Source organism: Nonomuraea monospora, assembly GCF_039531895.1.
Taxonomy (GTDB): domain Bacteria; phylum Actinomycetota; class Actinomycetes; order Streptosporangiales; family Streptosporangiaceae; genus Nonomuraea; species Nonomuraea monospora.
Genome location: NZ_BAAAQX010000003.1, coordinates 38,861 through 62,756 on the forward strand (window position 1 = coordinate 38,861; position 23,896 = coordinate 62,756).

The window sequence follows — 23,896 nt, forward strand, 5'->3', positions numbered from 1 at the left end:
AGATCGACAGCCAGATCCTCACACGGGGCACGCGGACAGGTCAAGGAGATATTCACATGTTGTTAGATATGCGAAGGGCCGCCGGGTGGCGGCCCTTCGTTCAGCGCAGCAGCTCAGCGGCCACAGCGGACGCGGCGTCCGCGTCCAGCCGGCCGTCCAGCACGGCCGTGACGACCCGCCTGGTCAGCGTGGTCTCGAACGTGAGCGGCCGGTCCCACGCCAGCGCCTGACCCACCCCCGGATACTCCTCCACCCGGACGAACCACGGGTCCCCGTCCGCCTGGGCGAAGACGAGGGTCCAGTCCCGGCCCTCGGGCGTGGTGCCCTCCATGGCGAGCCACGGGGACAGGCTGCCGTGCACGGCCTGCTCGTCCCCCGGAAGGGTGACGCGATCGGTGGAGGTGCCGGGCGCGCGCCAGAAGAAGCCGCCGTAGCCCGCGCCCGCGCGGCCCTTGGTGGCCGAGCTGTTGACCTCCAGGGGCGCGCCGGTCAGGTTCGTCAGGGTGAACGCGAAGCCCAGCGCCCAGCCCTGGGTGAGGGGCCGCGCGGTGACGGTGCGCTCCTCGCGCGCCACCGGCCGGCCGCCGGGCCCGATCCACTCCAGGTGTTCGGTGAAGCCGCCGTCGTCCAGGCCGGTGAAGGCCACGTGCCGCTGCGTGCCGTGGTCGTCCAGCCAGGTGGGCCCCTGGTCCTTGACGTAGGTGCGGCCGCCCCAGAAGTTCACCCCGCCGAGGTCGGAGATCGCCACCCCGACGCCCAGGTGGTGCACGTGGTCCCCGGGCCTGACCTGGGTGACCTCCACGCCGCCGAGGGTGCGCACCGCGTGCAGGTACGGGCGTGGCGAGTCGGTGGCGGGCAGGTCGGGGCGCACCTCGTAGGCGGCCACCGGCTCGTCCGCCACCAGCAGCTCCACCCGCGTCCACGGCACGTCCAGCTCGGAGAAGAGCGCCAGCTCCGTCGCGCTGCGCCGGGTCAGCTCGGTGACGCCGGGCAGCAGCCGGCCGACGACCTCGCCCTCGGCGTCCCGCTGCACGACCTGGTGCCGCTCGGGGATGGGCGTCGGCTCGGGGGCGAGCCGGATCGCGTCCAGCACCTGCGTGAACCGTTCGGTGCTCGCCAGCGGCACCAGCAGTTCGGCGCCGGTGCGGACGTGGTCGATGAGGTTCTCCAGCAGCCCCGCCCTGTCGTGCACGGTCGTCGTGACCGAGCCGTCAGGCAGCTCCACCTTGAGCCGGTCGTGCGTGTACGTGAGCGTGGCCACGCCCGCGTCGCCCCGCACGACCAGGTGCGCCTCGCCGCGCGCGGTCTTGCCGGGCGGCGGCTCCACGTAGGGCGCGCACAGCGTCGCCGCCATGGTGATCGTGAACCCGTCCGCCAGCCGGACGCGCACGCAGGAGGTGTCGTCCGACTCGATGGGATGGGCGCGGTACAGCTCGGTCTCGATCTCCGCGATCGGGCTGTCGTGCAGGGCCAGCGCGGTGGCGATGGCGTGCGCGAACGGGTTCGTCAGCGCGCCGTCCATCACGTCCACGCCGTTCATGCGGCGGCGGCCCGCCCAGGGGGCGCGGGTGAAGTAGGCGGAGGGGCGGTGCCAGGCGCCCCAGCCGCCGATGCCGCGCACCTGGCCGAGCCGTCCGCTCGCGATCAGCCCGCGCAGCGCGGGGACGGCCGCGGAGCCCAGCGACTGGAAGCCGACCTGGCAGGCCAGCCCGGTCTCCGCGACGACCTCAGCGATCCTGCGCTGCTCGGCGGGGCTGGGCGCGGGCGGCTTCTCCAGCAGCACGTGCGAGCCGGCGCGCAGCGCGGCGATGGTCAGGTCGGCGTGCGTGTTGATCGGCGTGCAGACGATCGTGAACTCCGCGCCGGTCTTGGCGATCAGCGCGCCCAGGTCGGACGACTGCACGGGCGCGCAGAAGTCCACCTCGACGGGCCGCAGGTCGCAGACGCCGACCAGCTCGACCACGCCGCGGCCGGCCAGCTCGCGCAGGATGCCCAGGTGGTGCCTGCCGTGGCCCTGCGCGCCGGCCAGCACGATTTTCGCGGGAGCCATCACGACCACCTCAGCCCGAGCCCCGGGTGGCCGCCCGCGCGCAGCACCCCGCCGGACACCTCCACCGGGTACGGCTCCGCCAGCAGCCCCAGCGTGGCGAAGGAGGCGTCCTCGACGTCCTCGGCCATGACCGGCAGCGGCAGGGACAGCGCGAGCTGCCCGGACACCTCGCTCAGCAGGTGCGGGTAGACCGGCACGTCGTACGCCCTGGCCAGCTCCGCGATCCGCAGGAACGGCGTGATGCCGCCGACCCGCACCACGTTCGGCTGCACCACGTCGCACGCCCCGGCCGCCAGCAGGTCGCGGAAGCCGTAGGCGGTGTAGACGTTCTCGCCGACGGCGACCGGCACGTCGGTGGAGCGGCGCAGCTCCACGTGCGCGGCCACGTCGTCGGCGGGCAGCGGCTCCTCGATCCAGTGCAGATCGAACTCGCGCAACGCGGCGAGCGCCCGCCGGGCCCTGTGCAGGTCCCAGCGCTGGTTGGCGTCGATCATCAGCAGCCGGTCGGGGCCGATCACCTCGCGGACGGCGGCCACCCGCGCCACGTCCTCGGCCAGGTCGGGGCGGCCCACCTTGATCTTGACGCCGCGGTAGCCGGCCGCGACCCAGCGCCCGGCCTGCGCGACCAGCTCGTCGAGCGGGTAGTGCAGGTTGACGCCGCTGCCGTAGACGGGCACCTCGTCGCGCCGCCTGCCGAGCACGTCGGGCAGCGACTCGCCGCCGCAGCGCAGGTCCCACAGCGCCAGGTCGATCCCGGCCAGCGCGACCGTGGTGATCCCGCCGGGGCCGGCCTCGCGCAGGTGCCGCCACAGCCGGTCCCAGACGACCTCGGGGTGCGCGGGCAGCCCGATGAGCGCCTCGCGCAGGTCGTGGTCGAGCAGCGCCTTGACGGCGTGCGCGCCGATCTGCGGTGTCCAGGAGAACCCGGTGCCGGTGCGGCCGTCCTTCAGCGTGACGTGGGTGACGATCACGTGGTTGTACGGCACGTCCTCGCCCCACGGGCGTGGCAGCGGCGCGGAGCGCAGCTCCGTGCGCAGGTCGGCGATGGTCATGACGCGGCCAGGTCGAGACCGGTCTTGATCAGCTCGTCCAGCTCGGCGAGGTGCTCGTCGCTCACCTCGACCAGCGGCGGGCGGACGGCGCCGACGTCCAGGCCGCGCAGCCGTACACCGGCCTTGACCAGGGCGACGGGGTAGCCGGGCACCTTGCCGCGCAGGCGGACGAGCGGGGCGTAGAACTCGGTGAGCAGCCGCTCGTCACCGTTCAGGTAGGCCAGCGCGATCTCGGGCGCGAACGCGAACACGGCGCTGGAGTACAGCTCCACGCCGATGCCCCGGTAGGCGGGCATGGTCAGCTCGGCCGTCGGCAGCCCGTTGAAGAACAGGAAGTCCGGGTACTTCTCGCGCACCGCCAGCACGGTCCGCTGCATGCGGTCGATGTCGCCGAGGCCGTCCTTGAGGCCGATCACGCCGGGGATGCCGGCCAGCGCCACCACGGCGTCCGGCTCCAGCACGACCGAGCCGCGCTGGTAGACGATCACCGGCAGCACCTCGGCGATCGCCCGCACGTACGCCTCGAAGCCGTGCCCCGGCCCCTGCGCCAGGTACGGCGGCATGAGCAGCAGCCCGTCGGCGCCCGCCTCGCGGGCGGCGCGCGCCTGGTTCAGCGCCGTGCCGATCGGCCCGCCGGCGCCGGAGAACAGCGGCACCCGGCCGTCCACGACCTGCGCCGCGATCTGCGTGGCCCGCGCGTGCTCGGACTCCGACAGGGCCGAGAACTCGCCGGTGCCGCACGCCACGAAGACGCCGCCGGGCCCGTGCTCCATGCCCTGCCTGACGTGCTCGGCCAGCACCTGCTCGGCCAGCGTGCCGTCGGCGTCGAACGGGGTCACGGGAAAGAACAGCACACCGCTGAGGTTCATTCGGTTTCTTCCTTGAGTTCGGTACGCCAGCTTCGCTTGGGCTGCCAGCCGAGCAGGCGGGCCGCCTTGGCGGTGGAGAAGGCGGGGGTGGTGCCGGTGAGACCGGCGGCGAGCGCCTCGGTGCCGGGCAGGACCTGGGGGAGCAGGTCGGCCAGCGGCTTCCTGGCCAGCGCGTCGGCGGCGCCGGCGAAGAAGACCTCGCCGTTGGGCACGTCGGGCAGCGCCTCGGCGAGCACCGCGATCATCTCGGCGGCGTCGCGGGAGTCGATGTAGTTGAACAGCGACACCCCGCCCAGCTCCGGCCGGTCGAGCCGCTCGCGCACCGTGTGGCCCGACTGGGTGGGCGCGCCCGCCCACTCCTCCGGCGGGATCACGAAGCACGGCCGGACGGCGGCCATCTTGGTGCCGCCCGCCCTGGCGTACGCCTTCATCGTCTCCTCGGCCGCCACCTTGGACAGGTTGTAGGCGTTCCAGGGGCGCACCGGGTGCTCCTCGTCGATGGGCAGGTACGCGGGCGTCCAGCCGCCCGGCACGCCGTACCCCATGACGGTGGGGCTGCTGGCCACGACCACGCCGGGCACGCCCAGGGCCACCGACGCGGAGCACACGTTGTACGCGAGCTGCGTGTTGACCTTGAAGATGACCGATTCAGGAACGCTGAACGGGGTCGCGATCGCGGCCAGATGGATCACCGACTCGGGCCGGAACCTGGCCAGGACCTCGAACGTCTCACCGGTGTCGGTGAGGTCGGCCGGCAAGGTGACGGCGGCCTCCGGTGGGGTGCCTGGGGCGCGGTCGACGCCGATGACCTCGTGCCCGGCCGCCGCGAGCGTGCTGACCACGCTGCGGCCGAGGCGTCCTGCGCTTCCGGTGACGAGGACTCTGCTCACCGTGTGGGACTCCTTCAAGACTGCAAACAGTTGCACTAAACCTTCATGTCCGGAAGGGTGAGGCGTCAAGAGGTGATTTCGTCACCGCCCGTCTAGCTGGGGGTTCCTAGGGACTTCTGAGTCATGGGCGTGCGGCAAGCGCTTTCATCGTACTCATGGGTTCTGCAAGCGGTTGCGTTAGGGTGGGCGACTGTGACAGTGACGATTCGTGATGTGGCCAGGGCCTCCGGAGTGCATGTCTCGACGGTGTCCCGGACGTTCTCCGCGCCGCACATGGTGAACTCCGCCACCCGCTCCAGGGTGCTCACCGTGGCCGAGGAGCTCGGTTACCGGCCCAACCGGGCGGCCAGGGCGCTCACGACCGGGCGTACCCACAATCTGGGCCTGATCGTGGCCGACATCGCCAACCCGTTCTTCCCGCCGTTGATCAAGGCGGCGCACTCGGCGGCCCGCCAGCGCGACTATCACCTGTTCGTGGCCGACACCGACGAGGAGCCGGCGGCCGAGGAGGAGCTGATCCAGGCCTTCTCCAAGCAGGTGGACGGCGTGGTGCTGTGCAGCCCGCGCTCGTCGAACAAGGCGCTGGAGCGGCTGGCGGAGCGGGTGCCGTTCGTGGTGATCAACCGGCGGCTGCGGGGCGCGGCGACCGTCCTGATGGACGTCGGGCACGGCGCCAGGCTGGCCGTCGAGCACCTGGCGGGGCTGGGGCACCAGAAGGTGGCGCTGGTGTCGGGGCCCGCCGGGTCGTGGACGAGCGCCGAGATCCGTACGGCCGCCGAGCAGGTGCCGGGTGTCGAGCTGGTCGTCATCGGCCCGAACGCGCCCACCGAGCGGGGCGGGTTCGCCGCGGCGGCCCGGGTGCGCGACTCGGGGGTGACGGGCGTGCTGGCCTACAACGACCTGGTGGCCATCGGGCTCATCGAGGGGCTCGGCGATCTCGGGCTGAGCGTGCCGGAGGACATGAGCGTGGTCGGGATAGACGACATCGTGCCTGGCCGGCTGAACCGGCCGAAGCTCACCACCGTGGCCATGCCGACGGCCGCGGCGGGGCGGCTGGCGGTCGATCTGCTCATCCAGGAGGTCAGTGCGACCACCTCGCTGGAGACGCGGCTGGTGATCAGGGACTCCACCGCAGCTCCACGGTAGTTTCGTGATAGCTCTGCGTCTGCAAACGGTTGTACTAAACCGGATCGTAATTCATCAGACTTATTGACGGCACACGCGCGCTAGCTGGGAAAACGTCGTGACGATATATCGGTAACGGCTATGTAACGCCTGCAAAGGGTTGACGTAACTTTCCCGCCAGCTATAGGAAAGCGCTATCCATTCACTTCTCGCCGGAAGGTCCGTGATGACTGAAGTTTCGGTGGCGGTGAAACCCAAGCGCGCGGTGCCCCAGCCCGCCCGCGGCGGCCACCGCTCCACGAAACGGTCCCGCCGGGAGGCACGGGCCGCCTACCTCTTCCTGGCCCCATGGTTCGTCGGCCTGCTCGTCATCACGATCGGCCCGATCTTCGCCTCCCTGTACCTGTCGTTCACCGACTACAGCCTCCTGGAGGAGGCCAAGTGGGTCGGGTTCGACAACTACGTCAAGATGTTCACCGAGGACGAGCGGTTCATGAACTCGCTCTGGGTGACCACGGTGTACGTGATCGTCTCCGTCCCGATGCAGCTCGCCTTCGCCCTGGGGCTGGCCCTGGTGCTCGACCGCGGACTGCGCGGCCTGTCGTTCTACCGCTCGGTCTTCTACCTGCCCTCGCTGCTCGGTGGCAGCGTCGCGATCGCGATCCTGTGGCGGAAGGTCTTCGGCGCGGACGGCCTGGTCAACGCGGTGCTCGCGATGTTCGGCATCGAGGGGCCCGGCTGGGTGGGGCACCCCGACTACGCGCTGGGCACGCTGATCCTCCTGCACGTGTGGACGTTCGGCGCACCGATGATCATCTTCCTGGCCGGACTCCGGCAGATCCCCAGCAGCTACTACGAGGCCGCCTCCGTGGACGGCGCGGGCAAGTGGCGGCAGTTCAAGTCGATCACGATCCCGCTGCTCACCCCGATCATCTTCTTCAACCTCGTGCTGGAGCTCATCAAGTCGTTCCAGTCGTTCACGCAGGCGTTCATCGTCAGCGGCGGCAAGGGCGGCCCCGCCGACTCCACGCTGTTCTACACGCTCTACCTCTACCTTGAGGGGTTCAAGAACTACGACATGGGCTACGCCGCCGCGATGGCGTGGGTCCTGCTGATCATCATCGCCGGGCTCACCGGGGTGAACTTCCTCGCTTCCAAGTATTGGGTCTTCTATGGCGACACCAAGTAGGCCGGTCCCGGTCCTGTTCCGCCCGTTCAGGGGCGGACGGGTGGCCAAGCACATCCTGCTGATCGGCTTCGGCCTGGTCATGCTCTACCCGCTGCTCTGGATGATCTCCAGCTCGCTCAAGCCGGAGGAGCTGATCTTCCGCGAGCCCGGCCTGCTGCCCAGCCAGGTCACCCTGGAGAACTACACCGAGGGCTGGTACGCGCTCAAGCACCCCTTCGGCTACTACCTGTGGAACTCCGCGGTGGTCACCGCCATCTCGGTGGTGGCGAACCTGGTGGCCTGCTCGCTGGCCGCCTACGCCTTCGCCCGGCTGAACTTCCCGCTGAAGAAGTTCTGGTTCGCGATCATGCTCGGCACCATCATGCTGCCGCACCACGTGACGATCGTGCCGCAGTACATCATGTTCTCCGAGCTCGGCCTGATCAACACGATCTGGCCGCTGGTGACGCCGAAGATCCTGGCCACCGACGCGTTCTTCATCTTCCTCATGGTGCAGTTCATCCGCACCCTGCCGCGCGAGCTGGACGAGGCGGCGGAGATCGACGGCGCGGGCTACTGGCGCATCTACATCAGGGTCGTCATGCCGCTGTGCATGCCGGCGCTGGCCACCACCGCGATCTTCACGTTCATCTGGACCTGGAACGACTTCCTCAGTCAGCTCCTGTATCTCAACAACCCCGACAACTTCACCGTACCGGTAGCGTTGCGCACGTTCCTGGACGCCAGCAGCGATTCGTCGTGGGGCCCGATGTTCGCCATGTCGATCATCGCGCTCGGCCCCATCTTCGGGTTCTTCCTGGCCGGCCAGAAATACCTGATCCGTGGTGTCGCCACCACGGGCCTGAAGTAGATCCTCCACCCCCCAACAGTGAACACCCATAGGAGGTAGAGCCGTGAGCTCTGGCAAGAAGATGTGGTCGGCGGCACTGCTCGCCACCGCTGTGCTGGCGGTCACCGCGGCCTGCGGCAGCGGCAGCGGCGGCGGAGAGACCGCCGACGGCAAGATCAAGCTGCGCTTCTCCTACTGGGGCAGTGACGCGCGGCAGAAGATGACCGAAGAGGCGATCAAGAAGTTCGAGGCCAAGAACCCGACGATCGACGTCGAGGGCGAGTTCTCGGACTGGGCCAGCTACTACGAGACGCTGTCCACCAAGGTCGCGGGCAGCGACGCGCCCGACGTCATGAGCCTGGAGATCCGCGGCCTGCGCGAGTACGCCGACCGCGGCACGCTGGCCGACGTGACCGGCAAGGTCAACACCGGCGACATCGACGCCAAGGTGCTGGCCACCGGCGCCATCGACGGCAAGCAGTACGCCATCCCCACCGGCGTCAACGCCTTCTCCCTGATCGTCAACAAGGCGCTGGTCGAGCAGTCCAAGGCCGAGCTCCCCGACGACAAGGCCTGGTCGTGGGAGGACTACGTCACGCTGGCCAACAAGGTCACCGCCGGCAGCGGCGGCAAGGTCATCGGCACGCAGCTCAGCTGGAACCCCGCCTACCTGCAGATCTACGCCACGCAGAAGGGCGAGCAGTTCTACAACGGCAACAAGCTCGGCGTGACCCCCGAGACCATCAAGGAATGGTGGGGGATCATGCAGAGCCTGATCAAGGGCAAGGGCGCGCCGGACGCCGCCAAGAGCGCCGAGATTGGCGCCACCAGCATCGACCAGTCGTTGCTCGGCACCAACACCGGCTCCATGGGCATGTGGTGGAGCAACCAGCTCGGCGCGGCCACCAAGGCGTCGGGCCAGCAGCTCGACCTGCTGCGGATGCCGAAGATCAAGGGCGCCACGGTGGGCGGCATGTTCACGCAGCCGGCCATGTTCTACAGCGCCTCCTCCAAGACCGAGCACTCCGCCGAGGCCGCGAAGTTCATCGACTACATGATCAACGACCCTGAGGCGGGCGCGATCATCCTCAGCGACCGCGGCCTGCCGGCCAGCTCCAAGGTGCTGGCCGCCGTCCGCGACAAGCTCCCCGAGGCCGACCAGAAGACGCTCACCTTCCTGGAGGAGAACAAGAGCGAGCTGTCCGACCCGCCGGCCGCCCCGCCGAAGGGCTCCAGCGCCACGGAGGACATCATCACCCGCTACTCCGAGGAGGTCATGTTCGGCCGCATGACGCCCGACGAGGCGGCGCAGAAGCTGATCACCGAGGTCAACGCCTCCATCGCGGGCTGACCCAGGTTCTGAGGAGAGGCATGAGGTACGCGTTCGTCGGGCTCGGGCACCGCGCGCAGATGTACGTCGACGCGCTGCTCGGGGAGTGGCGCGACGCCGGCACCATCGTCGCCCTGTGCGACACCAACCGGACCCGCATGGACTACTACGTCGAGCGGATCGGCCGGCAGGTGCCGTGCTTCGCCCCCGAGGAGTTCGGCAAGGTGCTCGAGCTCGCCGACGCGGTCATCGTCACCACCGTCGACGCCGCCCACGCGCGGTACGTGTGCGCGGCGCTCGACGCGGGCCGCGACGTCATCGTGGAGAAGCCGCTCACGACCGACGCCGACGGCTGCGCGGCCATCGCCGCCGCCGCGGAGCGCAGCACCGGCAAGCTGATCGTCACATTCAACTACCGGTACTCGCCCCGCAACTCCGCCGTCCGCCGCGTCCTCCAGGACGGCGCCATCGGCGAGGTCACCTCGGTGCACTTCGAGTGGATGCTCGACACCATCCACGGCGCCGACTACTTCCGCCGCTGGCACCGCGACAGGGCCAGCTCCGGCGGGCTGCTCGTGCACAAGTCCACCCACCACTTCGACCTGGTCAACTGGTGGCTGGACGCGGCGCCCGAGCTCGTCTTCGCCCAGACCGACCTGCGCTTCTACGGCGCGGACAACGCCGCGAAGCGGGGCCTGACCGGCCGCCCCGGACGCGCGCACGGCGCGCCGGGGCTCGGCACGGACCCGTTCCTGCTCGACATCGCCAGGGACGAGCGGCTCAAGCGGCTCTACCTGGACGCCGAGCACGAGGACGGCTACCTCCGCGACCAGGACGTGTTCGGCGAGGGCATCACCATCGACGACAACATGTCGGTCATGGTGCGCTACGCCAACCGGGCCGTCCTGACGTACTCGCTGCACGCCCACGCCCCCTGGGAGGGGTACCGGGTGGCGTTCAACGGCACCGCGGGGCGGCTGGAGCTGGACGTGGTGGAGCGCGAGTGGACGCCCCCGCACGCCGCCGTCGATCCCAGCGCGGCCTCCAAGGAGCACGCGTCGGGCTCGTCGGAGCGGCTCCTGCTGCGCCGGCACTGGAGCGAGCCGGAGGAGGTGCCGATCGAGTCGGGGGCGGGCGGGCACGGCGGCGGCGACCGCCTGCTGCTGAACGACGTCTTCCGCGGCCCCGGCGACGACCCGCTGGCCCGGCAGGCCGGTTACCGCGACGGCATCCGCAGCGTGCTGACCGGCCACGCGGCCAACGTCTCCGCCCGTACCGGGGCTCCCGTGCGCCTGACCGACGACGGCACGCGTGTTCTCTGAGCTGGCCGGGATCGCCGCCGCGCAGCTCGGGCTCTACCCGGTCCTGCCCGGGCCCGAGCTGCGCGCCGCGGCCAGGGACGCCATCGGGGTGCTCGGCCTCGCCGCCGCCGACGTCCGCGTCGAGCGCACCTGGACCGACGGCGACCTGCACGGCGAGGAGCTGTCGTGGTCGGTGGGGTTCGGACCGCGCACGCGGGCGTACCTGCTCAAACCGCACGACGCGGACGGGCCGCTGCCCGGCGTGGTGGCGCTGCACTGCCACGCCGGGATGAAGCACGTCGGCAAGGAGAAGATCGCCGACGGCCCCGAGGGGCCGTCGGCCGAGGTGCGGCGGCTGCGCGACGGCATCTACGGCGGCCGGGCCTTCGCCAACGCGCTGGCCCGGCGCGGCTTCGTGGTGCTCGCGCACGACGTGTTCGTGTGGGGCAGCCGCCGCTTCCCCCTGGAGACCGCTGAGGGGCCGCCCGGCGAGGCGCTGCGTGGGGACGCCCCGGACGCGCCCCTCAGCCAGACGGGCGCGTCCCTCAGTCAGGCGGGCGCGTCCCTCAGCGAGGCCGACCGTTATGACCTGGCGGCCAGGGCGCACGAGCACGTCGTGGCCAAGCACTGCGCCGTGCTCGGCACCTCGTTCGCGGGCGTCGTCGCGGGCGAGGACCTGGCTGCGGCGGCCTACCTGCGCTCACGCCCCGACGTCGGCGCCGTCGGCTGCGCCGGCCTGTCGGGCGGCGGCCTGCGGGCGGCGCTGCTCGGCGCGTTCGACGCCGACGTGCGCGCGGTCGTCGTCGCCGCGATGGCCTCCTCCTACCGCGACATGCTGAACGGGCACGTCGAGCGGCACACCTGGATGCTCTGGCCGCCCGGCCTGCCGAGGCTGGGCGACTACCCCGACCTGATGGCCGCCCGCGCCCCCGAGCCGCTCATGGTGCAGTACGCGATGCGCGACGAGCTGTTCCCCGAGGCCGGGATGCGCCGCGCCCACGCCCTCATCACGGAGCGGTACCGCGACGCCCCCGGCGCCTACGAGGCCGTCTTCGCCGACGTGCCGCACAGCTTCGACGTGCCCATGCAGGAACGCGCCTTCGACTGGCTCGCCGCGCACCTCGGCCGTCCCTAGCCGCCCTGCTTCCAGGTGGCGATCAGCTTGTCGTAGTCGAGCGTCTCCGGCTTGCCCCGCTCGTCGGCCAGCTTCGGCGCCGGGGCGCCCGGCTGGTCCAGCCAGTACTGGGCGGGGCGTTCCTGGTTCAGCTTGGGCGCGCACTGCCCGCCGTAGCCCTGCTTCTCGCGGGAGAGCCGCTCCAGCCGGGACAGGATCTCGTCCTGCTGCCTGGCCAGGTTGTCCATCGACTGCTGCGGCGTGGTCTCGCCGGTCACCGCGGTGGCCACGTTCTGCCACCAGAGCTGGGCCAGCTTCGGGTAGTCGGGCACGTTCGTGCCGGTCGGCGTCCACTGCTTGCGGGCGGGGGAGTTGTAGAACTCGATCAGGCCGCCGTACTTCTTGGCGTTGTCCGAGAAGTACTGGCTCTTGATGTCGGAGTCGCGGATGAACGTCAGGCCGACGATCGACTTCTTCAGCGACACCGTCTTCGACGTCACGAACTGCGCGTACAGCCACGCCGCCGCCCGGCGGTCCTGCGGCGTGCTCTTCAGCAGCGTCCACGAGCCGGCGTCCTGGTAGCCCAGCTTGTTGCCGGTCTTCCAGTACGAGCCGTGCGGGCTCGGCGCGATCCGCCACTTGGGCGTGCCGTCGCTGTTGACGACCGGCAGGCCCTCCTTGGTCATGTCGGCCGTGAACGAGGTGTACCAGAAGATCTGCTGGGCGATGTTGCCCTGCGCGGGCACCGGGCCCGCCTCGCTGAAGTTCATGCCCGCCGCCTCGCGGGGCGCGTACTTCTTCAGCCAGTCCACGTACTTCGTCAGCGCGTACACCGAGGCGGGGCCGTTGGTGTCGCCGCCGCGGGTGACCGACGAGCCGACCGGGCGGCAGTTCTCCACCCTGATGCCCCAGTCGTCCACCGGCAGGCCGTTGGGGATGCCGGGGTCGCCGTTGCCGGCCATCGACAGCCAGGCGTCGGTGAAGCGCCAGCCCAGCGACGGGTCCTTGCGGCCGTAGTCCATGTGGCCGTAGACCTTCTTGCCGTCGATGGTGCCGTTGCCGTTGACCTTGCTGGTGAAGAAGTCGGCGATGTCCTCGTAGGCCGCCCAGTTGACCGGGACGCCGAGGTCGTAGCCGTACGCGGCCTTGAACTGCTTCTTGATCTCCGGGTCGGTGAACCAGTCGTAGCGGAACCAGTAGAGGTTGGCGAACTGCTGGTCAGGGAGCTGGTAGATCTTCTTGTCGGGGCCGGTCGTGAAGCTGATGCCGATGAAGTCGTCGAGGTCGAGCGTGGGCGAGGTGACGTTCCTGCCCTCGCCGGCCATGTAGTCCGACAGCGGCACCACGTAGTCGCCGCGCGAGTGCGTGCCGATCAGGTCGGAGTCGTTGACGTAGGCGTCGTAGATGTTCTGGTTGCCCTGGATCTGCGTCTGGAGCTTCTCGACGACGTCGCCCTCCTGGATCAGGTCGTGCTTGATCCTGATCCCGGTGATCTCGGCGAACGCCTTGGCGAGTTGCTGCGACTCGTACTCGTGCGTGGTGATCGTCTCGGAGACCACGTTGATCTGCATGCCCCGGTACGGCGCCGCGGCCTTGATGAACCAGTCCATCTCGGCGAGCTGCTGGTCCTTGCTCAGCGTGCTCGGCGTGAACTGCTCCGACACCCACCTCTGGGCCGCGGCCTTGCCGTCGGCCTCCTTGAAGTCGCTCGCGGGTTTCTGCGCGCTCTGCGTGCAGCCGGCCGCTATGAGGGCGACGGCGGCCACGCCCACGGCCGCGGACCTGCGTGTCCGATGCCTCATGGTCAGCTCCTTCTTCTGTTAGCCCCAAATGCCGATCACGACCGCCACCAGCAGCGCGCAGCCGAGCGCGAGCCACATGGACAGGTCGGTGATCGCGATCCAGCCGGCCAGCACGACTGCGGCGCTGATCAGGCCGATGTAGAGCCGGTCGCCGCGGTCGGTCTCGATGCGCAGGAAGCCCCGCCTGGCCACGGGAGGGGAGACGTGCGCCCAGACCGCCATGACGATCAGCAGGAGGGCCAGCCCGGCGAACACCAGGGCGGTGGGGACGGTCCAGACCATCCATTCGAGCATCGCTAGACCCTCCCCAGCGCGAATCCCTTAGCGATGTAGTTGCGGACGAACCAGATGACGATGGCGCCGGGCACGATGGTGAGCACGCCCGCCGTGGCCAGCAGGCCCCAGTCGACGCCCGCCGCGCTCACCGTCCGCGTCATGGTGGCCGCGATCGGCTTGGCGTCCACCGAGGTGATCGTCCTGGCGATGAGCAGCTCGACCCAGCTGAACATGAAGCAGAAGAACAGCGTCACGCCGATCGCCGAGCGGATCATCGGCAGGAAGATGCGGATGAAGAAACGCGGCAGCGAATAACCGTCGATGGCCGCGGTCTCGTCTATTTCCCGGGGAATGCCGGACATGAATCCTTCGAGGATCCACACCGCGAGCGGAACGTTGAACAGCATGTGCGCGATCGCCACGCCGAGATGCGTGTCGAACAGGCCGACGCTCTGGTAAATCTGGAAGAACGGCAGCAGGAATACCGCGGCCGGCGCCATGCGATTGGTCAGCAGCCAGAAGAACAGATGCTTGTCGCCGGCGAAACGGAACCGCGAGAACGCGTACGCGGCGGGCAGCGCCACGGTGAGCGACATCACCGCGTTCATCGAGGTGTAGATGATGGAGTTCAGATAGCTCGAATACCAGGCGGAGTCGGTGAAGAAAGTGACGTAGTTGTCGAACGTCACGCGTTGGGGAATGAGCGAGAAACTGCCGAGGATGTCCTCGTTCGGCCGGATCGACATGCCGAACATCCACAGCAGCGGCAGCATGAGCGTGGCCACGTACAGCCAGAAGACCGCGCGCCCCCAGGGTAGCCTCCTGGTCATGCCGCTCACCTCCCCGACCTGGTGAGCACGGTGAAGAAGACGTAGCAGACGACCTGCACGATCAGGAAGTAGAGCAGCGAGAACGCCGCCGCGGGCCCCACGTCGAACTGGCCGACCGCGATCTTCGACAGCAGGATGCTGAGGAACGAGGTCGCGTTGCCCGGCCCGCCGCCCGTCACCACGAACGGCTCGGTGTAGATCATCAGGCTGTCCATGAACCTGAGCAGGATCGCGATCGTCAGCACGCCCCGCAGCCGGGGGAGCTGGATGTGCCGGAAGGTGGCCCAGGCTGAGGCGCCGTCGATCTGCGCGGCCTGGAAGTACGGCTCGGGGATCGAGCGCAGCCCCGCGTACGCCAGCAGCGCCACCAGCGGCGTCCAGTGCCACACGTCCATGAGCAGGACCGTGATCCAGGCGTCCGTGGAGTCCAGCGTGTAGTTGAAGTTGACGCCCAGCACGTTGTTGATCGTCCAGCCGCCCAGCCCGATGTCGCCGCGGGCGAAGATCTGCCAGATGGTGCCCACCACGTTCCACGGGATGAGCAGCGGCAGCGCGACCAGCACCAGCGCCACCGACACCCACACGCCCCTGCGCGGCATCACCACCGCCAGCGCCACGCCCAGCGGGATCTCCAGCAGCAGCACCTGCAGCGAGAACAGCAGCGTGCGCACCAGCGCCGCGCGCACCTCGGGGTCGCGGGCGATCGCGCGGAACCACTCCAGCCCGACGAAGACCCGGTCGGTGGGGCTGAAGACGTCCTGCACCGAGTAGTTCACCACGGTCATCAGCGGGATCACGGCGGTGAACGCCACCGACACCACGACCGGCACGACCAGTAACCAGGCCCGGTTGTTCCTGCGCTTGGGCGGCGCCTGCGGCTGCTCCTCCTCCACGGGCGTCTCAGGAGCGACGACCTCGCCGCTCACCTGGCTGCCTACGACGGTCACGCCTGGCCCCTTCCGTTCAGCGGCGCGAGGGAGCCGCACCTGACCTCGTCGCGGAACAGGAACGTGCGGTCGGCGGGGAAGTGCAGGAACTCGACCGCGTCCGGCCGGTAGGCGGAGCCCGCCTCGGCCTTGGCGATCACCTGGTGCTCGCCGACCAGCGTGTGGACCAGGTCGTAGGCGCCCATCCGGTCGATCGCGGTCACCCGCGCGGGCACGCCGGGCGAGGTGGCCGCCCGGGTGATCCGGACGAACTCGGGCCGCACCCCGATGCGCACGGGGCCGGGCGGCAGCGGCTCCCCGGCCCTGCCGACGTCCTCCTGGCCGACGCGCACGACGTCCCCGGCGATCTCGGCGGGCAGCATGTTCATGCCGGGCGAGCCGATGAAGTGGCCGACGAACTCGTGCGACGGAGACAGGAACAGCTCCGACGGCTCGCCCGCCTGCACGATCGCGCCGTCGTTGAGCACCACCACCTCGTCGGCGAACGTCAGCGCCTCCGTCTGGTCGTGGGTGACGTAGATCAGCGTGTGGCCGGTGTCGCGGTGGATCTCCTTGAGCTTGCTGCGCAGCGTCCACTTCAGCGCCGGGTCCACCACGGTCAGCGGCTCGTCCAGCAGGACGGCGGCGACCTGGGAGCGGACCAGGCCGCGGCCCAGGCTGACGATCTGCTGCCGTCCCGCGTCCAGCCTGCGGGACCTGCGGGTCAGCACCTGGTCGAGGCCGAGGAGCCGGGACACCTGCCTGACCCGCCGGTCCACCTCCGCCTTGGGCACCTTCCTGTTCCTGAGCGGGAAGGCGAGGTTGTCGTAGACCGACATCTCCTCGTACAGGACGGGGAACTGGAAGACCTGCGCGATGTCGCGGCCCCTGGTGGGCACGCCGGTGACGTCGCGGTCGTCGAAGAAGATCCGGCCCTCGGTGGGGGTGATCAGGCCGGAGATGATGTTCAGCAGGGTCGTCTTGCCGCAACCGCTCGGGCCCAGCAGCGCGTACGCGCGCGAGCTGCGCCAGGTCCACGTCATCGGCTTGACCGCCCACGTCCTGCCGCCGTCGTAGCTGTGGCCCACGCCCTCCAGCCGGATGTCAGCCATGCAGGTCCACCTCCGCGGCGCTGGTGGCCAGCAGCCGTCCGCCGGCCTCGTCGAAGACGAAGACGTGCGCGGGGTCCACGTACGCGACCGTGGGCTCGCCGGGGGTGAAGAGCTGCGTGCCGGGCAGGTGGGCGACCAGGTGACGGCCGCCCTGGAGGAGCAGGTGCAGGAACGTCGCGCTGCCCGTCACCTCCGCGAGCCTGATCTCGGCCGGCAGCTCCAGCGCGCCGGGGCCGTCCCGCTCGATCGTCACCTGGTGCGGGCGCACCCCCAGCATGACCGTGTGGCCGGAGGCGTGGGCGCGCGGCGCGGGGAAGGACGTGCCGAGCAGCTCGATCCGGCCGTCACGGACGACGCCGGGCAGCAGGTTGAGCGGGGGGTCGCTGAGCGTGGCGGCCACCGCGAGGGTGGGCGGGTGCGCGTACATGTCGGCGACGTCGCCGACGTGCTGCACCCGGCCCTCGCCCAGGACCACGGTCGGCGCGGCGAACGTGAGCGCCTCGCCGGGGTCGGCGGTGGAGTAGAGCACCACGCCTGCGGAGCCGGCGAACATGGTCTTCAGGTCGGCGCGCAACTGCTCGCGCAGCTTGAAGTCGAGGTTGGCGAGGGGCTCGTCGAGCAGCAGCACGTCCACGGGACGGGCCAGCGCGCGGGCGATGGCCGTGCGCTGCTGCTGCCCGCCCGACAGCTCGGACGGCCGGCGGTCCAGCAGGCCCGCGATGCCCATCAGCTCGGCCACCTCGCGCACCCGGCGGTCCAGGCCGGCGCGGCGGAAGCGGGGGTCGAGGCGGAGCGGGGAGGCGATGTTCTCGTAGACGGTCAGCGAGGGATAATTGATGAATTGCTGATAGACGAAAGCGACCGAACGTTTTCGCACGGAGATTTTCGTGACATCTTCTCCGTTGACCAGCACCCGGCCCGAATCGGGGCTCAGCAAACCGGCGACGACGCGCATCAACGTCGTCTTTCCCGCCGTCATCGGGCCGATGAGGGTGGTCATTCCGTCGGATAATTCGAGGTTTATGTCGTCGAGCCAGGTCTCTCCGCGCTGCCGAACGGAGATGCCGTCGAGAATCACCGTCACTGTGCCCGGTCCTCTCTGCTTCCCTCCCTTTTAACATGATCTGTATGGACCTGAAAAGAGTGCTTGTGAGGCGATTGTGACCGGTGTTGTCAGTGTGGTTGACGCCTTTCTGTAGCCCCTGGTCAGGGCAGAATCGCGTCCACGTAGCCGCCGTCCACCCGCACCGCCGCGCCCGTCGTCGCGGAGGCGAACGGAGAGCTCAGGTAGACCACCAGGTTCGCGATCTCCCGCGGCTCGATCAGGCGCTGCAGCAGCGACTGCGGCCGGTGCAGCCGCATGAACTCGCGCTGCGCCTCCTCCCACGGCAGCTCCCTGTCCACGAGCTGGTAGACGAAGTCCTCCACACCCCCGGTGTGCGTCGGCCCCGCGATCACCGAGTTGACCGTGACCCCGCTGCCCGCCGCCTCCTTGGCGAACCCCCTGGAGACCGCCAGCAGCGCCGTCTTCGTCATGCCGTAGTGGATCATCTCCTTCGGCACCACCACCGCCGAGTCGCTGGCGATGTACTGGATCCGGCCCCAGCCGCGCTCCCGCATCCCCGGCAGGTACGCCCGCGTCAGCCGCACCGCCGCCAGCACGTTGACCTCGAAGTAGCGCCGCCACTCGGCGTCGTCGATCTCCAGCGCCGGCTTGGCGCCGAAGATGCCCAGGTTGTTCACCAGGATGTCCACATGCGGAAGCATCCGCAGGACCCGCTCGCAGCCCTCCTCCGTCGAGACGTCGCCGGGCGCCGCCACCAGGTCGTAGCGGAACTGCTCGCCGCTGACCCGCTCCGCCTCGATGCGCTCGTCGTCCATCCGCTCGACGGCCGCCGCCACCGACCCCTCGCCGCGGCCGTTGACGCCCACCCGAGCCCCCGCCCGCGCCAGCCCGGTGGCGATCGCCGCGCCGATTCCCTGAGTCGAGCCCGTGACCAGCGCGGTCTTGCCGCTGAGATCGATTCGCATGATGTCATTCTCCGCGATCAGATCGTGACAGCCTGCGGCGGGGTCGCCGCGTAGGCTGGAGGCCGGGCGTGGAAGGGGCGTGAGTGCACCGGATCCTGTGGCTGGTCGTGGCGGTCGCCTGCGTGGTGGGCATGGTCATCCCCGACGATCCCGGGCCCGAGCCAGAGGAGTGCCCGCCACGTGACACCAGGGTCGCGGCGCCCTACGCCGTCACCGGCTACTGGGTGATCCCGCGCGCCGACCGGTGCGTCACGCAGCGCATGGTCGAGGCCGTCCACGCCATCGGCGGCGACACGCTCATCACCTTCGGGCCCCGCTTCAACGCCCGGCAGGACCCCGACTTCCCCGACTGCCAGGTGGACGGCAGGCCCTGCGCCGAGGTGCCCGGGCAGCGCGTCCGGCAGGTGTACACGTACCTGACCGGCGAGGAGTTCGGGCCAGGCATGCTGCGCTGCCCCGGCATCGACCGGCGCATCGAGAGCGGCGGGCGCACCTTCTTCCGGCTCACCCTCGCCGAGTCCTGCACCGCCGCCGAGCACGACCTCGTGCTCGCCTCCACCGACGGCGACGGGCTGGGCAACCTGATGCGGGAGGCCAGCGCGTACGGGATGACCGTCTACCCCGGCCTGCCCGCCGCCTCGCAGCGTGAGGACAAGCCGTGGGAGCCCGACGCCGCCCACACCGCCGCGCTCAACGCGTTCACCGCCCGCGTGCTCGCCGACTACCGCACCCGCTTCGCGGGGCTCTCCGCGTTCGGCGGGGTGTACCAGTCGTTCGAGCTGGCCATGCGGGCGCGGGCCGACCGCGACCCGATCATCTCCCTGTACGCCGCCCAGCACGCCGTCGTCGCCGCCGCGCTGCCCGGCAAGAAGATCGTCGTCAGCCCTTACATCGACGCCCGCAGAGGCCGCGGCTTCCCGCCCTCGCAGGTCGCGGAGGGGTTCGCCGACATCGCCGGCACCCGGGCCGGCCTGCCCATGGCGGTCGCCGTCCAGGACGGGCGCGGCACGGGCAAGGTGCCGGTGCACGCGCCGGAGGAGGGCGCGGCCAAGGTGGCGCCGCGGCTGGTGCCCGTCGTGGGTGACGTCACCAACGCGCAGGCGTACTACGGGCCCACCAGCGCGTACGTGGAGGCCGCCGCCGCGAAGGTGCCCGGCGGGGTCGAGCTGTGGGTGAACGCCGAGGGCTTCGAACCAGCCCCCGTCGCGGGCGAGTGCGGGCGGGCCGACCCGCTGCCGCCGCGCGGGCGGACCACCAAGGCTCGGCTCGACCAGCAGGTCATGGCGTCGGGGCCGCACCCCGTCAAGATCATCTCGTACGGGTGGGACCCCTTCTTCACCTGCCAGGCCCGCTACGACACCCCGTCACTGGCCGACGACATCGCGGCCGGGTGGCAGCAGCCGATCATCGTCAACGCCGTCCCGCAGACCCAGGACGGGCGGCCCGGCGTGCTCGTCGAGGGATACCACCTCCAGGGCGGGACACTGCGCTTCGAGCCGGGCGGGGCGGTGGTGGCGTTGGAGCGGCACTCGGAGGGGCGGCTCGAATCCGCCTGGGTGCCCTACCCGTGGCCGTGGACCTCCGTCACCGCCACGAACGCGGCCGGATACAGCAGCACCAGCGGCTACGCGAACCGCGAGAAGCGCTGACGCTTTCTGTCGGTGGCCGTCGCTAGCTTTCGATCATCCCCCCGATCGATGGAGGTTGGTCGATGTACCGACAGGGCGACATCCTGATCGTGCCCGTCCCCGAGGAGTCCGTCCCCGGCGGGCTGCGGCCCGAGCCGCGCGACGCGCGCGGGCGGCTGGTGCTGGCGCACGGCGAGGCCACCGGGCACGTACACGCGATCCCCGGGCCCGGCACGCTGGCGCGCGGCTTCCTGCACCTGCCCGAGGGCGGCAGGCTCGTGCACGAGGAGCATGACGCGATCTCGCTGCCGAAGGGCTGGTATCGCGTGGTGCGGCAGCGCGAGTACGTGCCCGGCTCGTACCGGGTGGTGGCCGACTGATGGACACCATGACGTGGGAGCGGGTCGCCCTCGCCACAGGGCCTGGTGCGGGGGCCGAAGAGGCGGTGCGGCAGGCGTACCGGGAGGCGGGGCTGGCCGAGCCCGAGCGGGTGCTCGTGCTGGCGTCGCCGCTGGCCGGGGCGGTCGTGGCGGCTTACCTGACGGGGGACGACGCGATCCGGGCGAGGTTGAGACGGCCCCGGCTTGAGCAGGCGTCGGGGCAGGCTCCGGGTAAGGCTTCAGGGCAGGTCTCAGGGGAGGCTCTGGGCGAGGCTTCGGGGCAGGTTTCGAGGGAGGCTCTGGGCGAGACTTCGGGGCAGGTTCCGGGGGAGGCTCCGGGGCAGGCTTCGGGGCAGGGTGATCGGGTGGTGCGCACCCGGCTGGACTGGGCGGGGCCGGCGGCGCGGGACGTACTGGACGGCGGCGATCCCGGGCGGTCGGTGCGGGATGCGATCCGTACCGTGCCGTGGGAGCGGGCCAGGGCGGCCACGTACGCCGAACTGGGGGCCGCCGGCTGGGCGCAGCTCTGGGGTGAGACGGGCGGCCGGTTGTGGCCGCAGGTCGAACGGCTTGTCACCGACATCCGCCGCGCCATCGCCGACTGGGGCGCGGGGCGCGTCGCGGGCTCCGCCAGGGACGGCGCGGGCTCCCGCTGGGACCAGGCGGGTACGGGGCAGGGCGCGGCGGGGCGCGACCGGGGAGCCGACCAGGAAGGCGAGAGCCTGCGCCGGGTGACGATCGACGCCGTGCTCGGCCAGCACGACGCGCCCTGGCTGTCCGCGTTCGACGGGCTGGACGGGGTCGGCGGGTCGGCCAGGGGCGGCGGGCTGAGCGGCGTCGGCGGGCTCGACGGGGTCGGCAGGTCCGCCGGGGTCGGGGGGCCGGACGGGGGCGGTGGGCTGGGCGGGCTGAAGCGGGTCGCCGAGCAGGCCGGCTGGTGGTGGCCGTACGAGCGGCTCGCCATCATCACCGAACGTCCCGTAGAGCTGCACCTGGACGACCTGGGCCGCCTGCACCGCGCCGACGGCCCCGCCCTGTCCTACGCCGACGGCTTCGCCCTGCACGCCTGGCACGGCATGCCCGTCCCGCCCGACTTCGGCGCCACGATGACCGGCCTCACCCCGGAGCGCATCCGCGAGGAGGCCAACGCCGAGCTGCGCCGCGCCATGCTGGAGCACTTCGGCATGGAACGCTACCTGGCCGAGTCGGGCGCCAAGCCGATGCAGTCCGACGAGACGGGCGTGCTGTGGCGGATCGAGCTGCCCGGCGACGAGCCGCTGGCCATGGTGGAGGTGGTCAACTCCACCCCCGAGCCCGACGGCACCAGCCGCACCTACTTCCTGCGGGTGCCGCCGTGGGTGCAGCGGGCGCGGGAGGGGGTGGCGTGGACGTTCGGGCTCGCCGAGCAGGACTACCGGCCACAGCGCGAGACCTGACGTCACAGCTTCCCCGGCGCGCCGGGCAGGACGATCTGGCGGAAGTCCTGGGCGGTGTACGTGGTGAGCTTCCTGGCCTGGCCGGTCACGACGTTCACCGCGTAGGCGGTCATCGTCCGGTAAGGCGGGTCGTAATCCTCGTCGGGCTCCTGGTCCTCGGCCTTCGTGTTGCACGGGACGGACTCGGTCAGGACCGTCACCTCCTCCGGCCCGAGCCACGCGCGCAGGGAGACACTGGTGACGCCCGCGTCCATGCCCCGCACGCTGAGAGACCTGAGCTTCTCACCGGTGCGGCTGTCCAGCAGGGCCAGGTCGCCCGGCCGGGGGCAGGAGTGGTCGGAGGCGAAGACGTTCTCGATGACCGCGACGCTCCGCCCGTCGGGGGCCAGCGGGCTGAAGTGGTAGTCCTGCGGCAGCTTGACCGAGGTGCCGTCGCCCGGGGTCGTCCACAGGTCGGGGATCGTGCGCAGCATCGACCTGGGCGCGTACTGGGAGAGCGTGAGGGTGCCGCCGTCGGGTGACAGGCCGGCGGGGACCCAGCCGTTGGGCAGCTCGCGGACGGCCCGCGCACGCAGGTCGAAGATCAGCCCAGGGTCCTTGAAGATCGGGTTCTTCATGAAGACGAGGAAGCGGCCGTCGTCGGACAACATCAGGCGCGTCATGCTGTACAACCAGTCCTTGGGCACCTTGGCCGAAGCGGTCGTCCGCGTGCCCGAGGTCAGGTCACGCACCACGAACGTGCCCTCCTTCGCGCCGTAGTAGGCGATCTTGCCGCCGTCCCGGCTGATCGCCACCGGGCTGTCGCGCAGCCCCATCCGCCTGGGCAGGAGGCTGGGCAGCGCGTCCGGCAGGCGGTACGTCTTCCCGCCCCGCGTGACCAGCCGCCACTCCCCGTCCCGGCAGTCCTCGGGCGCGGGCCCGCTCTTGGGCGTGCAGTACGTCTTGACCGCGTGACTCAGCGGCCCCACCCCCTTCGCCGGCAGGTCGGTCACCGAGGCGGCGTCGTCGGGGCCGGGCGGCAGCAGCCGTGCCGCCAGCGTCGCGCCCAGCGCCGTGACCACCACCATGGCCGCCGCGACCAGCGAGATCGCCGTCCGCCGCCGGCGGTTCCTGATCATGATCGTCCGTTCGGCCAGGTCCACCTGCGGAGAGTCCTCGGCCAGGTCGACCAGCACGTCCCGCAACCAGGTCATCGCTGTCCCTCCCGGACGTCGGATTCCAGCTCGGTGAGCTTCGGCGCCAGGTCCGGCGCCAGCTCGCGCAACCGGGCCAGCGCGTAGTGGGCCTGGCTCTTGACCGTCCCGATCGAGCAGTTCAGCAGCTCGGCGGTCTCCCGTTCCGTGCGGTCCTCGTAGTAACGCAGCACGATCACCGCCCGCTGGCGGGGCGGCAGCTTCAGCAGCGCCTGACGCATCACGACCCGGACGAGCGTGGAGTCCTCACTGGAGTACGGCCGCTCCGGCGGTGCGGCGGAGGACAGCTCGGCCGTCGTCCGGCGCATCCGCCGCCACGAGATGTACTGGTTCACCAGCGCCTTGCGCGCGTACGCCTCGGGGTGCCGCACGCGCGACAGTCTCGACCAGCGTCGCAGCACCTTCAGCAGCACGCTCTGCAGCAGGTCCTCGGCCAGGTGCGCGTCGCCGGTGAGCAGGTACGCGGTGCGCATCAGCGCCTGCTGATGCCCCGCGACGAACTCGCGGAAGCTGTCATTGCCATCCAATACGAC

22 protein-coding genes are annotated in these 23,896 nt (G+C 70.6%); 9 read left to right on the forward strand and 13 right to left on the reverse strand.

All coding sequences use genetic code 11. The features are described 5' to 3' along the window. Positions 1–100: 100 nt before the first annotated feature. The 4 genes from ABD331_RS06705 to ABD331_RS06720 are packed head-to-tail and all read right to left on the reverse strand — an operon-like array spanning position 101 to position 4,861. Positions 101–2,050 (reverse strand): DUF6807 family protein, encoded by a 1,950-nt coding sequence (locus tag ABD331_RS06705; RefSeq protein ID WP_344471618.1) that lies wholly within the window; start codon positions 2,048–2,050, stop codon positions 101–103. Further along, positions 2,050–3,102, reverse strand: coding sequence for a mandelate racemase/muconate lactonizing enzyme family protein (locus ABD331_RS06710; protein ID WP_344471619.1), 1,053 nt, complete (start codon positions 3,100–3,102; stop codon positions 2,050–2,052). The genes ABD331_RS06705 and ABD331_RS06710 overlap by 1 nt, the downstream gene beginning before the upstream one ends. Continuing rightward, the gene (locus ABD331_RS06715) at positions 3,099–3,971 is read right to left on the reverse strand and encodes a 5-dehydro-4-deoxyglucarate dehydratase (RefSeq protein WP_344471620.1); all 873 of its coding nucleotides are present in this window, start codon (positions 3,969–3,971) and stop codon (positions 3,099–3,101) included. Before ABD331_RS06715 ends, ABD331_RS06710 begins: the two co-directional genes overlap by 4 nt. Further along, on the reverse strand, positions 3,968–4,861 hold the full coding sequence (locus ABD331_RS06720) for an NAD-dependent epimerase/dehydratase family protein (RefSeq protein WP_344471622.1): 894 nt from the start codon (positions 4,859–4,861) through the stop codon (positions 3,968–3,970). The genes ABD331_RS06715 and ABD331_RS06720 overlap by 4 nt, the downstream gene beginning before the upstream one ends. 192 nt (positions 4,862–5,053) lie before the next feature. Here ABD331_RS06720 and ABD331_RS06725 point away from each other — a divergent pair, with 192 nt between their 5' ends. From ABD331_RS06725 to ABD331_RS06750, 6 genes are all read left to right on the forward strand, one after another. Then, positions 5,054–6,007 (forward strand): LacI family DNA-binding transcriptional regulator, encoded by a 954-nt coding sequence (locus tag ABD331_RS06725; RefSeq protein ID WP_344471624.1) that lies wholly within the window; start codon positions 5,054–5,056, stop codon positions 6,005–6,007. 205 nt (positions 6,008–6,212) lie between these two features. Further along, positions 6,213–7,175: a carbohydrate ABC transporter permease gene (locus ABD331_RS06730; protein WP_344471626.1), complete on the forward strand. Its 963-nt coding sequence runs from the start codon at positions 6,213–6,215 to the stop codon at positions 7,173–7,175. Next, positions 7,159–8,025, forward strand: a complete 867-nt coding sequence (locus ABD331_RS06735; protein ID WP_344471628.1) for a carbohydrate ABC transporter permease — start codon at positions 7,159–7,161, stop codon at positions 8,023–8,025. The genes ABD331_RS06730 and ABD331_RS06735 overlap by 17 nt, the downstream gene beginning before the upstream one ends. 43 nt (positions 8,026–8,068) lie before the next feature. Further along, positions 8,069–9,355 carry an extracellular solute-binding protein gene (locus ABD331_RS06740; RefSeq protein WP_344471630.1) on the forward strand — a complete coding sequence of 429 codons (1,287 nt, stop codon included), beginning with the start codon at positions 8,069–8,071 and terminating at the stop codon, positions 9,353–9,355. A gap of 20 nt (positions 9,356–9,375) precedes the next feature. Then, on the forward strand, positions 9,376–10,656 hold the full coding sequence (locus tag ABD331_RS06745; RefSeq protein ID WP_344471631.1) for a Gfo/Idh/MocA family protein: 1,281 nt from the start codon (positions 9,376–9,378) through the stop codon (positions 10,654–10,656). After that, positions 10,646–11,770, forward strand: coding sequence for a dienelactone hydrolase family protein (locus ABD331_RS06750; RefSeq protein WP_344471632.1), 1,125 nt, complete (start codon positions 10,646–10,648; stop codon positions 11,768–11,770). Before ABD331_RS06745 ends, ABD331_RS06750 begins: the two co-directional genes overlap by 11 nt. On the opposite strand, the gene ABD331_RS06755 is transcribed toward ABD331_RS06750, so the two are convergent. The 7 genes from ABD331_RS06755 to ABD331_RS06785 form a co-directional block, all read right to left on the reverse strand. Next, the gene (locus ABD331_RS06755; protein WP_344471634.1) at positions 11,767–13,551 is read right to left on the reverse strand and encodes an ABC transporter substrate-binding protein; all 1,785 of its coding nucleotides are present in this window, start codon (positions 13,549–13,551) and stop codon (positions 11,767–11,769) included. The genes ABD331_RS06750 and ABD331_RS06755 overlap by 4 nt on opposite strands. A gap of 18 nt (positions 13,552–13,569) precedes the next feature. Beyond that, complete coding sequence (locus ABD331_RS06760; protein ID WP_344471636.1) at positions 13,570–13,845, reverse strand: DUF2160 domain-containing protein; 276 nt, start codon at positions 13,843–13,845, stop codon at positions 13,570–13,572. A 2-nt stretch (positions 13,846–13,847) separates the two neighbouring features. Then, on the reverse strand, positions 13,848–14,657 hold the full coding sequence (locus ABD331_RS06765) for a carbohydrate ABC transporter permease (RefSeq protein ID WP_344472488.1): 810 nt from the start codon (positions 14,655–14,657) through the stop codon (positions 13,848–13,850). A gap of 5 nt (positions 14,658–14,662) precedes the next feature. After that, entirely contained in the window at positions 14,663–15,604 is a 942-nt protein-coding gene (locus ABD331_RS06770) for a carbohydrate ABC transporter permease (RefSeq protein WP_344471638.1), read from the reverse strand. Beyond that, positions 15,601–16,695 (reverse strand): ABC transporter ATP-binding protein, encoded by a 1,095-nt coding sequence (locus ABD331_RS06775; protein WP_344471640.1) that lies wholly within the window; start codon positions 16,693–16,695, stop codon positions 15,601–15,603. The genes ABD331_RS06770 and ABD331_RS06775 overlap by 4 nt, the downstream gene beginning before the upstream one ends. Beyond that, positions 16,688–17,779, reverse strand: a complete 1,092-nt coding sequence (locus tag ABD331_RS06780) for an ABC transporter ATP-binding protein (RefSeq protein WP_344471642.1) — start codon at positions 17,777–17,779, stop codon at positions 16,688–16,690. The genes ABD331_RS06775 and ABD331_RS06780 overlap by 8 nt, the downstream gene beginning before the upstream one ends. 122 nt (positions 17,780–17,901) lie before the next feature. Next, positions 17,902–18,726: an SDR family NAD(P)-dependent oxidoreductase gene (locus tag ABD331_RS06785; RefSeq protein ID WP_344471644.1), complete on the reverse strand. Its 825-nt coding sequence runs from the start codon at positions 18,724–18,726 to the stop codon at positions 17,902–17,904. 83 nt (positions 18,727–18,809) lie between these two features. Between ABD331_RS06785 and ABD331_RS06790 the strand changes: the two genes are divergently transcribed. The 3 genes from ABD331_RS06790 to ABD331_RS06800 all read left to right on the forward strand — a co-directional run bounded on the left by ABD331_RS06790 (position 18,810) and on the right by ABD331_RS06800 (position 22,170). Continuing rightward, on the forward strand, positions 18,810–20,375 hold the full coding sequence (locus ABD331_RS06790) for a DUF4434 domain-containing protein (RefSeq protein ID WP_344471646.1): 1,566 nt from the start codon (positions 18,810–18,812) through the stop codon (positions 20,373–20,375). A 62-nt stretch (positions 20,376–20,437) separates the two neighbouring features. Further along, positions 20,438–20,734, forward strand: a complete 297-nt coding sequence (locus tag ABD331_RS06795; RefSeq protein WP_148441144.1) for a dCTP deaminase/dUTPase family protein — start codon at positions 20,438–20,440, stop codon at positions 20,732–20,734. Next, positions 20,734–22,170, forward strand: a complete 1,437-nt coding sequence (locus ABD331_RS06800; RefSeq protein WP_344471650.1) for a DUF6745 domain-containing protein — start codon at positions 20,734–20,736, stop codon at positions 22,168–22,170. Before ABD331_RS06795 ends, ABD331_RS06800 begins: the two co-directional genes overlap by 1 nt. Positions 22,171–22,172: 2 nt before the next feature. Here the strand turns inward: ABD331_RS06800 and ABD331_RS06805 are convergent, their stop codons facing one another. Both ABD331_RS06805 and ABD331_RS06810 read right to left on the reverse strand, forming a co-directional pair. Beyond that, entirely contained in the window at positions 22,173–23,363 is a 1,191-nt protein-coding gene (locus ABD331_RS06805; RefSeq protein ID WP_344471652.1) for a WD40 repeat domain-containing protein, read from the reverse strand. Then, a complete protein-coding gene (locus ABD331_RS06810) occupies positions 23,360–23,890 on the reverse strand; it encodes a SigE family RNA polymerase sigma factor (RefSeq protein WP_344471654.1) in 531 nt (176 codons plus the stop codon). Before ABD331_RS06810 ends, ABD331_RS06805 begins: the two co-directional genes overlap by 4 nt. Between the last annotated feature and the right edge of the window lie 6 nt (positions 23,891–23,896).

Coding starts and splice junctions, on each gene's coding strand:
- ABD331_RS06795 (WP_148441144.1), top strand. CDS start 20,438: ATGTACCGACAGGGCGACATCCTGATCGTGCCCGTCCCCGAGGAGTCC.
- ABD331_RS06775 (WP_344471640.1), bottom strand. CDS start 16,695: ATGGCTGACATCCGGCTGGAGGGCGTGGGCCACAGCTACGACGGCGGC.
- ABD331_RS06785 (WP_344471644.1), bottom strand. CDS start 18,726: ATGCGAATCGATCTCAGCGGCAAGACCGCGCTGGTCACGGGCTCGACT.
- ABD331_RS06745 (WP_344471631.1), top strand. CDS start 9,376: ATGAGGTACGCGTTCGTCGGGCTCGGGCACCGCGCGCAGATGTACGTC.
- ABD331_RS06755 (WP_344471634.1), bottom strand. CDS start 13,551: ATGAGGCATCGGACACGCAGGTCCGCGGCCGTGGGCGTGGCCGCCGTC.
- ABD331_RS06760 (WP_344471636.1), bottom strand. CDS start 13,845: ATGCTCGAATGGATGGTCTGGACCGTCCCCACCGCCCTGGTGTTCGCC.
- ABD331_RS06715 (WP_344471620.1), bottom strand. CDS start 3,971: ATGAACCTCAGCGGTGTGCTGTTCTTTCCCGTGACCCCGTTCGACGCC.
- ABD331_RS06705 (WP_344471618.1), bottom strand. CDS start 2,050: ATGGCTCCCGCGAAAATCGTGCTGGCCGGCGCGCAGGGCCACGGCAGG.
- ABD331_RS06710 (WP_344471619.1), bottom strand. CDS start 3,102: ATGACCATCGCCGACCTGCGCACGGAGCTGCGCTCCGCGCCGCTGCCA.
- ABD331_RS06800 (WP_344471650.1), top strand. CDS start 20,734: ATGGACACCATGACGTGGGAGCGGGTCGCCCTCGCCACAGGGCCTGGT.
- ABD331_RS06765 (WP_344472488.1), bottom strand. CDS start 14,657: ATGACCAGGAGGCTACCCTGGGGGCGCGCGGTCTTCTGGCTGTACGTG.
- ABD331_RS06805 (WP_344471652.1), bottom strand. CDS start 23,363: ATGACCTGGTTGCGGGACGTGCTGGTCGACCTGGCCGAGGACTCTCCG.
- ABD331_RS06730 (WP_344471626.1), top strand. CDS start 6,213: ATGACTGAAGTTTCGGTGGCGGTGAAACCCAAGCGCGCGGTGCCCCAG.
- ABD331_RS06735 (WP_344471628.1), top strand. CDS start 7,159: ATGGCGACACCAAGTAGGCCGGTCCCGGTCCTGTTCCGCCCGTTCAGG.